This window comes from Acidovorax sp. M14 (genome assembly GCF_049331375.1).
Taxonomy (GTDB): Bacteria; Pseudomonadota; Gammaproteobacteria; order Burkholderiales; family Burkholderiaceae_C; genus Acidovorax.
In genome coordinates, this window is record NZ_CP186263.1 from 4,236,133 (window position 1) to 4,250,076 (window position 13,944).

At 59.5% G+C, this 13,944-nt stretch carries 12 protein-coding genes and 1 riboswitch; of the genes, 6 read left to right on the forward strand and 6 right to left on the reverse strand.

From position 1 onward, the window contains the following. Nucleotides 1–38 precede the first annotated feature (38 nt). From metF to ahcY, 3 genes are all read right to left on the reverse strand, one after another. Entirely contained in the window at nt 39–890 is an 852-nt protein-coding gene (gene metF, locus ACOYR4_RS19775; protein ID WP_422847789.1) for a methylenetetrahydrofolate reductase [NAD(P)H], read from the reverse strand. Next, on the reverse strand, nt 887–1,888 hold the full coding sequence (locus tag ACOYR4_RS19780; RefSeq protein WP_422847790.1) for a TlyA family RNA methyltransferase: 1,002 nt from the start codon (nt 1,886–1,888) through the stop codon (nt 887–889). The genes metF and ACOYR4_RS19780 overlap by 4 nt, the downstream gene beginning before the upstream one ends. A gap of 150 nt (nt 1,889–2,038) precedes the next feature. Then, on the reverse strand, nt 2,039–3,472 hold the full coding sequence (gene ahcY / locus ACOYR4_RS19785; protein ID WP_110960404.1) for an adenosylhomocysteinase: 1,434 nt from the start codon (nt 3,470–3,472) through the stop codon (nt 2,039–2,041). Between the two features lie 72 nt (nt 3,473–3,544). Next, nucleotides 3,545–3,624: riboswitch (S-adenosyl-L-homocysteine riboswitch) on the reverse strand. A 177-nt stretch (nt 3,625–3,801) separates the two neighbouring features. Between ahcY and ACOYR4_RS19790 the strand changes: the two genes are divergently transcribed. From ACOYR4_RS19790 to ACOYR4_RS19815, 6 genes are read left to right on the forward strand one after another with little or no spacing between them, the layout of a single operon-like run. Beyond that, entirely contained in the window at nt 3,802–5,430 is a 1,629-nt protein-coding gene (locus tag ACOYR4_RS19790; protein WP_422847791.1) for a peptide chain release factor 3, read from the forward strand. Between the two features lie 15 nt (nt 5,431–5,445). Beyond that, complete coding sequence (locus ACOYR4_RS19795; protein WP_422847792.1) at nt 5,446–7,905, forward strand: acyltransferase family protein; 2,460 nt, start codon at nt 5,446–5,448, stop codon at nt 7,903–7,905. Next, entirely contained in the window at nt 7,902–8,882 is a 981-nt protein-coding gene (locus tag ACOYR4_RS19800) for a glycosyltransferase family 2 protein (RefSeq protein ID WP_422847793.1), read from the forward strand. The genes ACOYR4_RS19795 and ACOYR4_RS19800 overlap by 4 nt, the downstream gene beginning before the upstream one ends. Next, the gene (locus ACOYR4_RS19805; protein WP_422847794.1) at nt 8,879–9,274 is read left to right on the forward strand and encodes a GtrA family protein; all 396 of its coding nucleotides are present in this window, start codon (nt 8,879–8,881) and stop codon (nt 9,272–9,274) included. The genes ACOYR4_RS19800 and ACOYR4_RS19805 overlap by 4 nt, the downstream gene beginning before the upstream one ends. A 27-nt stretch (nt 9,275–9,301) precedes the next feature. Next, the gene (locus ACOYR4_RS19810; protein ID WP_422847795.1) at nt 9,302–10,393 is read left to right on the forward strand and encodes an acyltransferase family protein; all 1,092 of its coding nucleotides are present in this window, start codon (nt 9,302–9,304) and stop codon (nt 10,391–10,393) included. A 33-nt stretch (nt 10,394–10,426) separates the two neighbouring features. Beyond that, complete coding sequence (locus ACOYR4_RS19815) at nt 10,427–11,236, forward strand: HAD-IIB family hydrolase (protein WP_422847796.1); 810 nt, start codon at nt 10,427–10,429, stop codon at nt 11,234–11,236. Nucleotides 11,237–11,418: 182 nt separating this feature from the next. On the opposite strand, the gene ACOYR4_RS19820 is transcribed toward ACOYR4_RS19815, so the two are convergent. The 3 genes from ACOYR4_RS19820 to ACOYR4_RS19830 are packed head-to-tail and all read right to left on the reverse strand — an operon-like array spanning nt 11,419 to nt 13,943. Then, entirely contained in the window at nt 11,419–12,660 is a 1,242-nt protein-coding gene (locus ACOYR4_RS19820) for an ROK family transcriptional regulator (protein ID WP_422847797.1), read from the reverse strand. 13 nt (nt 12,661–12,673) lie between these two features. Continuing rightward, complete coding sequence (locus ACOYR4_RS19825; protein WP_422847798.1) at nt 12,674–13,126, reverse strand: RbsD/FucU family protein; 453 nt, start codon at nt 13,124–13,126, stop codon at nt 12,674–12,676. Between the two features lie 10 nt (nt 13,127–13,136). Beyond that, nucleotides 13,137–13,943 (reverse strand): ATP-binding cassette domain-containing protein, encoded by an 807-nt coding sequence (locus ACOYR4_RS19830; RefSeq protein WP_209817937.1) that lies wholly within the window; start codon nt 13,941–13,943, stop codon nt 13,137–13,139. Nucleotide 13,944: the final 1 nt, after the last annotated feature.

Consider the following 13,944-nt stretch of genomic DNA (forward strand, 5'->3'; position numbering starts at 1 on the left):
GCCGCGACGGCCCCCGGGAGGCTTGGCGCCCCCTGCCATCAAATCCCCAGCCGGCGACAGATTTCCAGCGTCGCGGCGCTTTGGTTCATGGTGTAGAAGTGCAGCGCGGGCACCCCGGCCGTGCGCAGCTGGTCGCACAGGTCGGTCACCACATCCAGGCCAAACGCCTTGATGCTGGCGGTGTCGTCCCCAAACGACTGCAGGCGCAGACGGATCCAGCGCGGAATCTCGGCACCGCAGGCGTCCGAGAACCGCATCAGCTGCGTGGAGCTGGAAATGGGCATGATGCCCGGCACCACCGGCACGTCAGCGCCCAGGCGGTGCGCGTCTTCCACAAAGCGGAAATACGCATCACTGTTGTAGAAATACTGGGTGATGGCAGAGTCCGCCCCCGCACGCACCTTGGTCACGTAGGCCTGCAGGTCCGCATCGGGAGACTTGGCCTGGGGATGCACCTCGGGGTAGGCCGCCACCTCGATGTGGAAGTCCCGACCCGTTTCGGCGCGGATGAAGGCCACCAGGTCGCTGGCGTACTGGAACTCGCCGCCCGCCCCGTAGCCGCTGGGCAGGTCGCCGCGCAGTGCCACCAGGCGCTTGACGCCCATGGCCTTGAGCGTGGCCAGCTGCTCGCGCACCGACTGACGCGTGGCCCCGATGCACGAAAAGTGCGAAGCAGCGACCACGCCTTCGGACAGGATCTCGCGCACCGTGCCAAACGTACCTTCTTGCGTGGAGCCCCCCGCGCCATAGGTCACCGAGCAGAAGTCCGGATGCAGTGCATACAGCTGCTGGCGCGCCACGCGCAGCTTGTCGGCGCCTTCAGGCGTCTTGGGCGGGAAAAACTCGAAACTCACCGGAAACCCGGTGCCTTGCGCGTGGGCTGCATTCATGTGGCTCTCCTTGCGTGTACAAAAAATTCTCGATTGCCATCACCGCCCTGGATCGGGCTGTCGATCCACGCCCGCACTTCCAGGCCCAGCGCTACGCAGCAGTCGCGGATGCGCTGTTCCACCACCGCATACAAGGACTCGTCGCGCACGATGCCGCCCTTGCCCACCTGCCCCGGCTGCAATTCAAACTGGGGCTTGACCAGCATGACCAAGTCACCCTGCGGCGCGAGCAACGGCACCAGTGCAGGCAGCACCAGGGTGAGCGAGATGAATGACAGGTCGCCCGTCACCAGGTCAAACACGGGCGTGACCCGCACATCCTCTCGCCCCTCTCGGCGCTGGCGCACCACCGGCAAAGTGCCCTCGGCCCGCGCGCGGGCCTTGGCTGCGCGCTCGGCTTTGAAGGCTTCTACGTCTTGCTCTTTGGCATCGTCGCTGTCGTCGTATTCTTCATCGACCAGACCGCCGTTGCGCATCCAGCTGTAAGGAGCGACCGGCTGGGTGTCGTTGTCTTCATGGTCTTGCACCAGCTCTTCAGACAAGGCCGCTTCACAGCCTTCGAGCAGCGACTCGGCCGTCATGGCGCGGGCGTTGAGCCCTTCCACGCCGACCACGCGCACATCATCGCGCAGGCGCTCATGCAACTGGCCATGCCCTACGTCCACACCCACCACCTGGGTCGCACCATGTTGCAACAGGCAGTCCGTGAAGCCGCCGGTGCTCTGCCCCACATCCAGGCAGCGCAGGCCCTTCACGTCCAGGCCCGTGGCCTGCAAGGCGCCTTCGAGCTTGAGCCCGCCACGCGAGATGTATTTGGCCTCGGCATCGTCCAGCAGCCTCACCTCGGCCACGGACGGGATGTCATCCCCGTTCTTGGCCACCTTGTTCCAGGGCGACAAGGGCGTCAAGCGCCACTCCACCCCCGAAGCGATCAGGCGCTGCGCCTGCGAGCGCGTGGCGGCATGGCCACGTTCCACCAAAAACACATCTGCGCGCATCGCGCCCATCCTTTTTGAGTCAAATCGGCTGGTAGCGCTAGTGAATCATGCGCCAGCAGCTATCAATTTATGAGCAATCAGGCATTGCTCAGCATCACGGCGCCAGACCACCGTGCGCGCGCCCCGTCGCCGGGGCGCACAGCACCGGGATCAGTAGCGGTAGGTGTCAGGCTTGTAGGGGCCTTGCTTGGGCACGCCGATGTAGGCGGCCTGTTCGTCGGTCAGCTCGGTCAGCATGGCGCCCACCTTCTTGAGGTGCAGGCGCGCCACCTTTTCGTCCAGGTGCTTGGGCAGCACGTAGACCTTGCCGTTTTCGTAGTAGTCGCTGTGGGTGAACAACTCGATCTGGGCGATGGTCTGGTTGGCAAAGCTGGACGACATCACAAAGCTGGGGTGGCCCGTGCCGCAGCCCAGGTTCACCAGACGGCCCTTGGCCAGCAGGATGATGCGCTTGCCGTCCGGGAAGATCACATGGTCCACCTGGGGCTTGATCTCTTCCCACTGGTACTGCTCGAGCGTGGCGACCTGGATTTCGTTGTCAAAGTGGCCGATGTTGCAGACGATAGCTTGGTCCTTCATGGCCAGCATGTGCTCGTGGCGGATCACGTCCTTGTTGCCGGTGGTGGTCACGAAGATGTCGGCCTTGTCGGCAGCGTATTCCATGGTCACGACCTTGTAGCCTTCCATTGCGGCCTGCAGGGCGTTGATGGGGTCGATCTCGGTCACCCACACCTGGGCGCTCAGGGCGCGCAGGGCCTGGGCGCTGCCCTTGCCCACGTCGCCGTAGCCCGCCACCACGGCCACCTTGCCGGCGATCATCACGTCGGTGGCGCGCTTGATGCCGTCCACCAGCGACTCACGGCAGCCATACAGGTTGTCAAACTTGGACTTGGTCACCGAGTCGTTCACGTTGATGGCGCGGAACATCAGCGAGCCCTTGGCCGACATTTCCTTCAGGCGGTGCACGCCCGTGGTGGTTTCTTCGGTCACGCCGATGATCTGGGCGCTCTTGCGGCTGTACCAGGTCGGGTCTTGCGCCAGCTTGGCCTTGATGGAGGCGAACAGGCAGGTTTCTTCTTCGCTGGTGGGGTTGGCGATGAGGGACGCGTCCTTTTCGGCGCGCTTGCCCAGGTGCATCAGCAGCGTGGCATCGCCACCGTCGTCCAGGATCAGGTTGGGGCCTTCGCCGTCGGTGCCGGCCGCGCCGAAGTCAAAGATGCGGTGGGTGTAGTCCCAGTATTCGGCCAGGGTTTCGCCCTTGATGGCGAACACAGGCGTGCCAGCGGCAGCAATCGCGGCGGCGGCGTGGTCTTGCGTGGAGAAGATGTTGCACGAGGCCCAGCGCACTTGGGCTCCCAGCGCCTGCAGGGTCTCGATCAGCACCGCCGTCTGGATGGTCATGTGCAGCGAGCCGGTAATGCGTGCGCCCTTGAGCGGCTGCTTGGCCGCGAATTCTTCGCGGATGGCCATGAGGCCGGGCATCTCAGTTTCGGCGATGCGGATCTCTTTGCGGCCCCATTCGGCCAGGCCGATGTCGGCAATGATGCAGTCGGTGTTGACCGGGGCGTTGACGCGTGCGTTCATGATGGTGTGCTCCAAAGCATGTTTGAAAAGCCACTGCGCGGGGGGATGGTCGATACGCCTCACCGCACGCGAAGTGGATGAGCGTCGTTGCTAGATGACTCCGAGCCTCACGCCCCGCATGTGCTGGGGACGCTGCAACGCTCCTCGGATCGGCGGATTATAAAAGCAAGTGCATTTCCGGCGCCACGCCCGCGGGGTGAATCCGTCCCGGGCCTTGCACGGAACAGTAAAATCCCGCGACTGCCGCACCTGCGCCCCCTGCAGGTCCCGGCCCGAAGATTTCTTGCGCAGGGCACTCTGCCCCGCACCCATCCCATTCAGGAACCCCTGTGTCCTACGCCCCAGAAACCCGGCGCCGCCGCACCTTTGCCATCATTTCCCACCCCGACGCCGGTAAAACGACGCTGACGGAAAAGCTGCTGCTGTTCTCGGGCGCGATCCAGATCGCGGGTGCCGTCAAGGGCCGCAAGGCCAGCCGCCACGCCACGTCCGACTGGATGGAAATCGAAAAGCAGCGCGGTATCTCGGTGGCCAGCTCGGTCATGCAGATGCTGTACCGCGAGCATGTGATCAACCTGCTCGACACGCCCGGCCACAAGGACTTCTCGGAAGACACTTACCGCGTGCTCACCGCCGTGGACTCGGCGCTGATGGTGATCGACGCCGCCAACGGTGTGGAAGCACAAACCCGCCGCCTGATCGAGGTCTGCCGCCAGCGCGACACCCCCATCATCACCTTCGTCAACAAGATGGACCGCGAAGTGCGCGACCCGCTGGACATCATGGACGAGGTGGAGCGCGAACTGGGCATGCCCTGCTGCCCCATGACCTGGCCCGTGGGCCAGGGCAAGAGCTTCGGCGGCATCATCAACCTGCGCACGAAGACCATGACGGTGTTCGAGTCCGGCAGCGAGCGCCGCCCGCAGGACTTCGAATCCATTCCGCTCACCGATGTGGACACACTGCGCGCCCGCTTCGGCGCAGAGTTCGACGCCGCCATGGACAGCATGGAGCTGGCTACCGGTGCATCGCCCGCCTGGGACCATGAAGCCTTCCTGGCCGGCAAACTGACCCCCGTGTTCTTCGGCTCCGGCGTGAACAACTTCGGGGTGATGGAAGTGCTGGACGCCCTGGTGGACATGGCCCCGCCGCCCGGCCCGCGCGTGAGCACGCTGGAGGTGAACAAACAGCCCGTCGTCAAGACCATCCAGCCCGAGGACGAAGGTTTCTCCGGCGTGGTGTTCAAGGTGCAGGCCAACATGGACGCCAACCACCGCGACCGCATCGCCTTCGTACGCGTGGCCAGCGGCAAGTACACGCCGGGCATGAAGCTCAAGGTACAGCGCACCGGCAAGGAGCTGCGCCCCACATCGGTGGTGACCTTCATGTCCCAGCGCCGCGAGGCCGTCGAAGAAGCCTACGCGGGCGACATCATTGGCTTCACCACCCACGGCGGCGTGCAGCTGGGCGACACCATCACCGACGGCGCCAACCTGCAGTTCACCGGCCTGCCCTTCTTCGCGCCCGAAATGTTCATGACCGTGGTCCTCAAGAACCCGCTGCGCACCAAGCAGCTCCAGCAAGGCCTGGCCCAGCTGGGCGAAGAAGGCGCGATCCAGGTCTTCAAGCCCGACGCCGGTGGCAACATGCTGCTGGGCGCCGTGGGCCAGCTGCAGTTTGAAGTGGTGCAGCACCGCCTGAAGGCCGAGTACGACGCCGACGTGCGTCTGGAAGGCTGCCAGTACACGGGCGCGCGCTGGATCACGGCCGACAACGCGGCCGACCTGCGCGCCTTTACCGATGCCTACCCGCTGCGCCTGGCGCACGACGCGGCGGACACGCTGGCCTACCTGTGCACTTCACCCTATGACGTGCGGCTGGCGCAGGAGCGGTTTCCCAAGATCCACTTCCATCCGCTGCGTGAGCATGCGGGGTTGGCATTGCAGGCCAATGCTTGATGCGCTGACACTGAAATGAGTGCAGCACATATACCCGCAGGGGGATCTTCATTCGCCGGCAACAACTTTGACGCGATCCGTATCGTGGCGGCCTCTATGGTGCTTATCAGTCACCATTACGCCTTGACGGGTCAGATGGAGCCCAGCTTTTTTGGAATCCATAGCTACGGGGGCTTGGCCGTCGCAATATTTTTTATTATTAGCGGCTATTTGGTCGCTGCTAGTTGGCAGCGTGACCCAAATTTCTTTCGATTTGCGCTGCGGCGCTTTTTGCGCATCTGGCCAGCACTGACCGCCGCGCTAGTTCTGACGGCATATGGCCTGGGTGCTTTGGTCACAGAGCTGCCACTCAAAGACTACATCACTCATCGAGCGACTGCAAATTACCTTCAGGGACTGTGGATGAAAATCCACTTTGTTTTACCAGGTGTCTTTGAGGAAAATCCCTACCCTAAGGGGGTTAACGGCTCACTGTGGACCATTCCTATCGAGGTTCGTTGCTACATCATTTTGGCCTTAGGAGGCTTAATCGGCCTACTAAAATATCGACCAATACTATTAATTTGTATCTTCATTTATTTCGCTTGGTTTTTTCAAAAATACAATGCCGATCTAACAAAAATTGTTAGTTATAACTGGGAATTAAGTGCCTTTTTTGCGGCAGGTGTTGCACTGCAGACATTGGAAAAAAATTGGACCCGTCATCCAGCTCTATGGGCTGGGGCAATAGCTACCGCTACTGCAATCTCATGGACGGCAAATTTACACCATACCGCGCTCCTGATAGGCCTACCATTTTTTATCATATATCTTGGCACCCGATCAACTCCTTTTATCAGGAAAGCTGGCCACTGGGGCGATCCGTCTTATGGAATATATCTTTTCGCCTTCCCGATTCAACAAACAATAATATTTTATCTTTTCCCCTCACAAGGATTCTTGGTAACTCTGTTCTTTGCCTTTTTAGCAACCACCTTTCTTGCATATCTTAGTTGGCACGGGCTTGAGAAGCAATTTCTAAAATTCAAGCCATCCACAAAAAAGACAGCCTTATCATGCTCCTCCCCACTCAATTTCTTCAAAAATAAAAATCGACAACTGACCGAACTTCAGCGGTTTGGATTTTTACTAGTAGCCTTGAGCTTGGCATATGCAGTTTGGATGATTGCATGCTGGCCAGGCGTTCTTGGACAAGACAGTCTCGCAATTATGTTAGAAGTAGATACAGATCGAGGTTTTTCATCCGGAAAACCATCTTTCTGGTATGCCTACAATCTCTTACTATATGGCACCTGGGGACTGACGGAAATTCCAATCATCTTTCAAATGACACTATGTGCCATTGTATGCGCGCGCATTTTAGGCTGGATGCTGAGCCACGAAATGTACAAGAGTTTTATTTACTGCTTGTTTTTTGTCGCCCTGGCTCCTAGTGTTATTTATTATTCAAGCAGTCTATACGGAGACGGGGTGTACGCAATGGCATCAATTGGAATGCTATTCGAGGTCTGGCGCTGCTACAAGGCAAGAAAAATTGATCACGCCGCTGTTTGGATGCTATTTTTAACAATTCCGTTCGCACTTTTTGCACGTCCAAACGGAATAATTAGTATAGTAGCTATAGTGGCTTTGGCAACCATTTCCTCAACACGAGATCGCTGGAAATTAGCCGCAATCCTCCTACCATGGTGTGCATCAGCCATTCTTGCGAGCACCTACTTTCAAAGAGAATCTCATGGCGCCATCTTTCCTTTGGCACTCTACGAAACAGTGGGCTTTCTGGAACATCGCCCGATGGGTCTGTGGGAGCGCAACGAGCCCCGAGTAACCCCTCAAACGCTCGATGCCCTGACCTCGAATGGCGAAAGCATAGATCGTATCAACCAATACTACGATCACTACTATTGGGACCCACTCGTATACTTTAACGATGGACCCAATTTAATGAGTCTGTCATCAAAGGCAAAGAAGACAATCATTCGCGAATTCTTCACCTACAACCTCTGGCACAATCTTCCAGCGTTTACAGCGAGCCGCATTAATATCTTCTTGTACTCGGCTTTTGCCAACGGCGGAATTCCAGGACTTGCGAGCGCCGAGATAATTTTAAACAAAACAAAATCACTATCCCAACCACGCTTTCGAAACGGGGCTATCCATCGCGCAATATCTTCTTGGTTCGATTTCTCGCTCGCCTATCGATTTATACTATGGACCCCATGGCTGGGATTATTTTTAGTAGCTACTGGCAGCGTACGTACTTGGAGACATAAGGACCACGGCAGCTTCATTATATGCAGCACACTAACATTACACCTAATAGCCGTTTTTATTTTCTCAATAGCCGGAGAATATAGATACTTGCTCACATTTTTTGCAGCTCCTATGATCCTCCTCCCAGTTTTGTACTCTCAAACCTCCTCAACTGGATATTTAAATAGCACGGCGTCTTCTACCTTGGGCAAGAACTCATGAATGGATACAAGGAAAAGATCCGTGGAACTGAACCTGATGTCGCGGTCATAATTCCGTGCTTTAACGAAGCGCTTGCGATCGGAATTGTTTTAGACAACTTCAAGGCAGCTTTGCCGCAAGCCAAGCTGTATGTGTTTGATAACAACTCCACCGATCAAACTGCCAAAGTCGCTGTAGAGCATGGCGCTACCGTTGTTCACGTTGCGCTCCGTGGCAAAGGTAATGTAGTGCGACGCATGTTTGCAGATGTTGATGCCGATATCTACGTCATGGCGGATGGTGATGCCACATACCATGCACCATCCGCTTGCTTGCTCATCAAGACACTAATTGACGGACGGCTAGATATGGTCGTCGGAGCCCGAGTAGAGTCAGACCAAGGAGTTGGTGGGGCTACGTATCGCCCGGGTCACAGGCTGGGAAACAAGCTTCTGACTGGATGCGTGCAGCAAATATTTGGAGGCAGTTTCCGGGACATGTTGTCGGGGTATCGTGTTTTCTCGCGCCGCTATGTAAAATCGTTCCCAGCTCAATCACACGGCTTTGAGATCGAGACCGAATTGAACGTACACGCACTAGAGTTGCGTATGCCGTGTGCGGAAATCGATACACCCTATGGGGCTCGTCCCGAAGGATCAACCAGCAAACTCTCAACCTATCGGGATGGTTGGCGCATTCTAAAAACAATAGGACGTCTCGTTCTGAGCGAGAAACCACTTCAGTTCTTTGGTTGGTTGGGTGCGTTTCTTATGGCAGCTTCTGTTGCACTCGCAGTCCCTATCATTCTAGAGTTTGAGCAAACAGGCCTTGTGCGACGTTTTCCCACGCTGGGTCTGGTGACTGCATTGATGCTCTGCGGCGTGGTGTCGGGCGTTAGTGGATTGATCCTTCACGGCATCACCCAGATGCGACGCGAACTCAAGCGCTTAGTTTATTTGAGTATCACGGACAGCAATAAGGCGAGCCACTCCTCATGACGCTAACCCGCGAACTATTGCGGTTTGGATTGGTGGGCATCATTGGACTCGCGGTGGATGTAACATTGCTCGCCTTATTGCGAGAGCCTATTGGCATCTATGCTGCTCGCTTAGCGTCCTTTCTGGGAGCAGCTACGGCTACATGGATATTAAACCGACGGTTTACATTTGCGAATCGCTCTGCGGGCATGCATATTTTTGGCGAGTATATGCGCTACTTAGGTCTTATGCTAGGTGGTGGCCTTGTGAATCTAGCGGCTTATTCTTTCTTAGCTTCACGCTTCAGTCAATCGCCTCTATGGCTCAGTACCTACGTATGCATTGGCAGTTTACTGGGCATGGTCGTCAATTTTACCGGGGCAACTAAATGGCTCTTTCGCCACAAAGGCTGAATTCTCGTACGCCATACCTGGAGCATCGTGGAACGCACATCAAGCTCTCGCAATAGCGCAGCCTGTGCGACTGCCGCTGCACAGACTGATTTACTGTGGATTCAGGCGCTGCGCGGCGTGGCAGCGCTCATGGTGCTCTTTTTCCACATGCACCCCCACTGGAACTTGGTTCCACTGTTGTCGACCACTAGTGCGTTCACCCGCTGGGGTTTCTCCGGGGTCGACATATTTTTCACACTCAGCGGCTTCGTGGTGTACCGCTCGGCCCTGCGCACCATTCCTGCAAGCGGCATCAAACGTTTCGTGGTGAACCGTTTGCGACGCATCTATATGGGTTATTGGCCCGTCCTGCTACTCATCGCATTGACGACAGTTTGGGTATACCAGGAGAGTCTGCCGCCTCTGCAGAAGATGATTTTCAGCACTCTTCTGCTTTACCCCAACATTTGGGACAACTGGCTGCCTCCAGCTTGGTCGCTGACAATGGAGATCTACTTCTATCTATGGATCATTCCCATCGCAATCCTTCCGCGGCAACACCAGATCAAAGTCATTGTTTCGGTAATGCTGGTACTTGCGGCTTGGGGCATCGCATGGGTCACCATAGATCCGCAAGGTGTTTTTGAAGGCGACCAGCCACTACGGTATGGACTTACTGGGCTGGGGCTAGAGTTCCTCGCAGGGGCACTAGTGGCACACGCTTATGACCGACGCGCTTCAATCTTTCGAACACACAAAATTACCATCCCGCTGTGCCTTCTGCTGATGGCCTTAGGATTCAGTCTGGGTTCCTTGTCGCCTTTTTTTGATCGGGTCGAAGTCATGCGCGCGGCGAGCTTCGGGGTGGTAGGCCTTGCCACTCTAATCATTGCCCTGAGCCTTGAGCAAACCAGGTTTTCACCACCCGCCTGGCTGGTCGCAGTGGGCGATGCTTCCTACAGTTTGTATTTACTTCACACATTCCTGCTCGACGCCAGCGGTCGAATGCGCATGTCCCTTGGTATTTCGGAACCCCAGTTATTGCTCCTCTTCCTGCTCTGTCTTCCCGTTGCAATTGTTGTCATCAGCATGCTGTGGTTCCGCTGCATCGAGAGGCCCCTCCTGCAAGCTGCGCGCTGATCATCGGGCCAGAATACCTCCTGCATCTGCCACATGCTGCCCCTGACTCACTGGAATTCGGTCGTCCGCTCCACCATCACTGGAATATTCACCGACATCGACGACACGCTCACCACCGAAGGCGCCATCACGCCCGACGCACTGCAGGCATTGGCTGATCTGAAGGCAGCGGGCCTGTTGGTCATCCCCATCACCGGGCGGCCGATTGGATGGTGCGAGCTGTTCATGGCAGGGCCCGCAGGCGCGACCTGGCCGGTGGATGCCATGGTGGCGGAGAACGGTGCTGTGGCGTTTACCCGGGGCTCTGGCGCTCAACCACCGCTGGTCAAGCGCTACCAGCAAGACGCCGCCACGCGCAGTGCCAACCAGGCACGCATGCGTGAGATCGCCGCGCTGGTGGCTTCGGAAGTGCCAGGTGTGGCCCTGAGCCGCGACAGCGCCGGGCGCGAGACCGACCTGGCCTTTGACTACGCCGAGTTCGACCGGCACCCGCCGGAGACCGTGCAGCAGGTGCTGGCTCTGCTGCAGCGCGAAGGCATGCAGACCACGGTGAGCAGCATCCACATCCACGGCTGCTTTGGCGACTTCAACAAATGGCAGGGTGCCAACTGGATCGTGCGCGAGCTGCTGGGCCGCGACCTTGCGCAGGAGCTGGACCGCTGGGTGTTTGTGGGCGACTCGGGCAATGACCAGGCGATGTTCCAGCACTTCACCCACAGCGTGGGCGTGGCCAACATCGCGCGGTTTGTGCCGCAGCTCTCACATCTGCCACGGTATGTGACGCAGGGAGAACGGGGCGCGGGGTTTGCGGAAGTGGCTAGGGCGATTCTGGCGGGCCGCTAACGACGAGCAAATCAAGCGGCAGGGTGGGATCGCCACCGCCCCTGGCTGATTGACGCGATGAAGCCAGCCACCCCACGACGGGACACTGTGCGCGCGCGGCTGCCAGGAAGTCGTTTTGATTGAAAACGCTCGTCTGCGCTAGTGAAACATGCCACAACAGCTATTATTTCAATAGCAAACCATCAAGCCTTGAGGAAGATGTCCGTATCCGGCGCAAAACACGCATGCAGCGGCAGCAGCGCTCCGCCCAGCGCCCGCGCGTCGGAGCCCATGGTGCCCAGCTCCAGCCGGGGCGGCTGGTGCAGGCCTTCCCAGTTGTAGTCGGCCAGTGCGTGGCGCGCACCTTCGCACAGGGCCTGCAGCAGTTCGGGGGCTGCGGCGCCATCGACCACCACGGCATCCAGGTCCAAAAACGCCGTGGCCGAGACGATGCAGTGCGCCAGGCCCGCCGCAGCGCGCGCAATCCAGCCCCGGCTGTGTTCCAGCCACGGGGCCTGCAGCACACGCTTGTCGTAGGCCGCCATGGGGTCGAGGCCGTGTTCGCGAAAGCGCTGCTCCAGCTCCCACAGGGATGCCTGGCTGATGAGCTGCGCGGGCGCCTGGCCCGGCTGCGCGGGTGACAGGGGCAGCGAGGCCACGGCGCCTGCGTTGCCGTGCAGGCCCCGATGCAGGTGCGAGTTGATGACCAGCCCCCCGCCTACAAAGGTGTCCATGAACAGGTACAAAAAGCTCGGGATGTCGCGCCCGCGCCCCTGCAGCAGCTCGGCCACGCAGGCGGCGGAAGTGTCTTTGGCAAAGCTCACGGGCAGCTCGGTCATCTGCTGCACCTGCTCGGCCAGGTCGATGTTGTTCCAGGCTTCGGACTGCGCTTCGGTGAGCCCCAGCATACGGTGCCAGCCACCCAGCTGGAACGGCGCGGCTACGCCCACGCCCACCACGCGCGAGCGCAGCGGGCCCAGGCCGTCGAGCAACTGGTTCAGGTGTGTGCGGATGGCGGGCAGCAGCACGTCGATGTCGGGGAAGGCGTAGTCGAGCACGATGCGCTCGCGCACATGGCCGGTGAAGTCCACCAGCAGCCAGTCGGCGCTGCGGCGGCCGATCTTGATGCCGATGGCAAACGCGCCGTCAGGGTTCAGGCCAATCGGCACGGAGGGCTGGCCCACACGACCACGCACAGGCGCTTCGCGGCGCAGCAGCTGGTCTTCGTCGAGCCGCGCAGTGATGAGGCCGATGGTCTGCGCCGTGAGGCCCGTGACCCGCGCCATCTCGGCCTTGGCCAGGCTGCCGTGGGTGCGCAGCGCCTGCAGCACCACGCGCTCGTTGAACTGGCGCAGCCCCACGTGGTTGGATCCGCGCTGGCGCAGCAGCGCGGGGCTGGCGGCAGCGTTGTCAACGGCAGGTGGAGATGCTTCGGTGTCCAGCATGGTGATGAATCGGTCAGGCGTTCAGAGTGTCGCCGATGACGCCCTTGCGCAGCAGGAAGTTGCCCCAGGGCTGGCGCTCGCCCGTGACGACGATGGCATAGGCTTTTTTGACGCGCTCGTAGAACGCAAAACGCTCCACGCCCTCGGCCTGTTCGCTGGCCACGCCCTCGCGCGCCAGCACGTCCAAGGTTTCGCGCTGCAGGGCCGAGCGGTAAGGCACCTCGGTGCCGCCCACCTGCATGTAGGCCACGGGGTGGGCCACGTCCTGCGCCAGAGGCAACACGCTGGCCACCGCTTGCACGGCGCGCGCCATGCCAATGCCGGGCAGGCGCAGCACGGGCTTGCCCGCGCCCAGACTCATGGCGGTGAAGTTGGCATCAGCCAGCACGATGGCATCGTCGTGGCCCATCTCGGCCAGCACCTTGAGCAGGTCGGGGGTCAGCAGCGGATCAATGTTCTTCAGCATGAGAGGCGTTTCAGGCAAGGCATTCAGCAGGCAAATCAGACGCGGCCATCGCTCCCGTCATCACGGCCACGGTATCGCTCATGCTGATCTTTTTGGGGTTGACCACGGCCGCACGCTTGCCCAGGCGGGCGATGTGGATGCGGTCGGCAATCTCGAACACATGGGGCATGTTGTGGCTGATGAGGATGACGGGCAGGCCCTTGTCGCGCACACGGCGGATCAGCTCCAGCACCATGTTGCCCTCCTTCACGCCCAGGGCGGCGGTGGGCTCGTCCATGATGACCACGTGGCGTGCAAATGCTGCCGCACGCGCCACGGCCACGCACTGGCGCTGGCCGCCCGAAAGCGTCTCGACCGCCTGCGTCATGGAGCGGATGCCGACCTTCAGCTCGGCCATGCGGGCCACGCTCTCTTCAAGCATCTTCTTTTTGTCGAGCATGCGCAGCGCGCTGCCCAAGAGGCCCGGGCGGCGCAGCTCGCGTCCGAGGAACAGGTTTTCGGCAATCGTCATGGCCGGGGCCACGGCCAGGTCTTGGTATACGGTTTCGATGCCCGCACGGCGCGCGTCGATGGGGCTTTTGAATTGGATGCGCTGGCCGTCGAGCAGGATTTCGCCTTCGTCCGGCACGGTGGCGCCGGACAGCGCCTTGATCAGGCTCGACTTGCCCGCACCGTTGTCACCGATCACAGCCAGGATCTCCCCGGCGCGCAGTTCAAAGTCAGCGCCGTCGAGCGCGGTGACTTGGCCGTAGCGCTTGACCAGGCCCTTGGCCTGCATCACCAGTGGAGCTTTCGTTGTGTGGGTGGAGTTGGTCATG

Bases quoted from the DNA above. Each gene is read 5' to 3' on its own strand.
- ahcY (WP_110960404.1), bottom strand. From the start codon at position 3,472: ATGAACGCACGCGTCAACGCCCCGGTCAACACCGACTGCATCATTGCC.
- ACOYR4_RS19815 (WP_422847796.1), top strand. From the start codon at position 10,427: ATGCTGCCCCTGACTCACTGGAATTCGGTCGTCCGCTCCACCATCACT.
- ACOYR4_RS19820 (WP_422847797.1), bottom strand. From the start codon at position 12,660: ATGCTGGACACCGAAGCATCTCCACCTGCCGTTGACAACGCTGCCGCC.
- ACOYR4_RS19800 (WP_422847793.1), top strand. From the start codon at position 7,902: ATGAATGGATACAAGGAAAAGATCCGTGGAACTGAACCTGATGTCGCG.
- metF (WP_422847789.1), bottom strand. From the start codon at position 890: ATGAATGCAGCCCACGCGCAAGGCACCGGGTTTCCGGTGAGTTTCGAG.
- ACOYR4_RS19825 (WP_422847798.1), bottom strand. From the start codon at position 13,126: ATGCTGAAGAACATTGATCCGCTGCTGACCCCCGACCTGCTCAAGGTG.
- ACOYR4_RS19805 (WP_422847794.1), top strand. From the start codon at position 8,879: ATGACGCTAACCCGCGAACTATTGCGGTTTGGATTGGTGGGCATCATT.
- ACOYR4_RS19830 (WP_209817937.1), bottom strand. From the start codon at position 13,943: ATGACCAACTCCACCCACACAACGAAAGCTCCACTGGTGATGCAGGCC.
- ACOYR4_RS19780 (WP_422847790.1), bottom strand. From the start codon at position 1,888: ATGCGCGCAGATGTGTTTTTGGTGGAACGTGGCCATGCCGCCACGCGC.
- ACOYR4_RS19795 (WP_422847792.1), top strand. From the start codon at position 5,446: ATGAGTGCAGCACATATACCCGCAGGGGGATCTTCATTCGCCGGCAAC.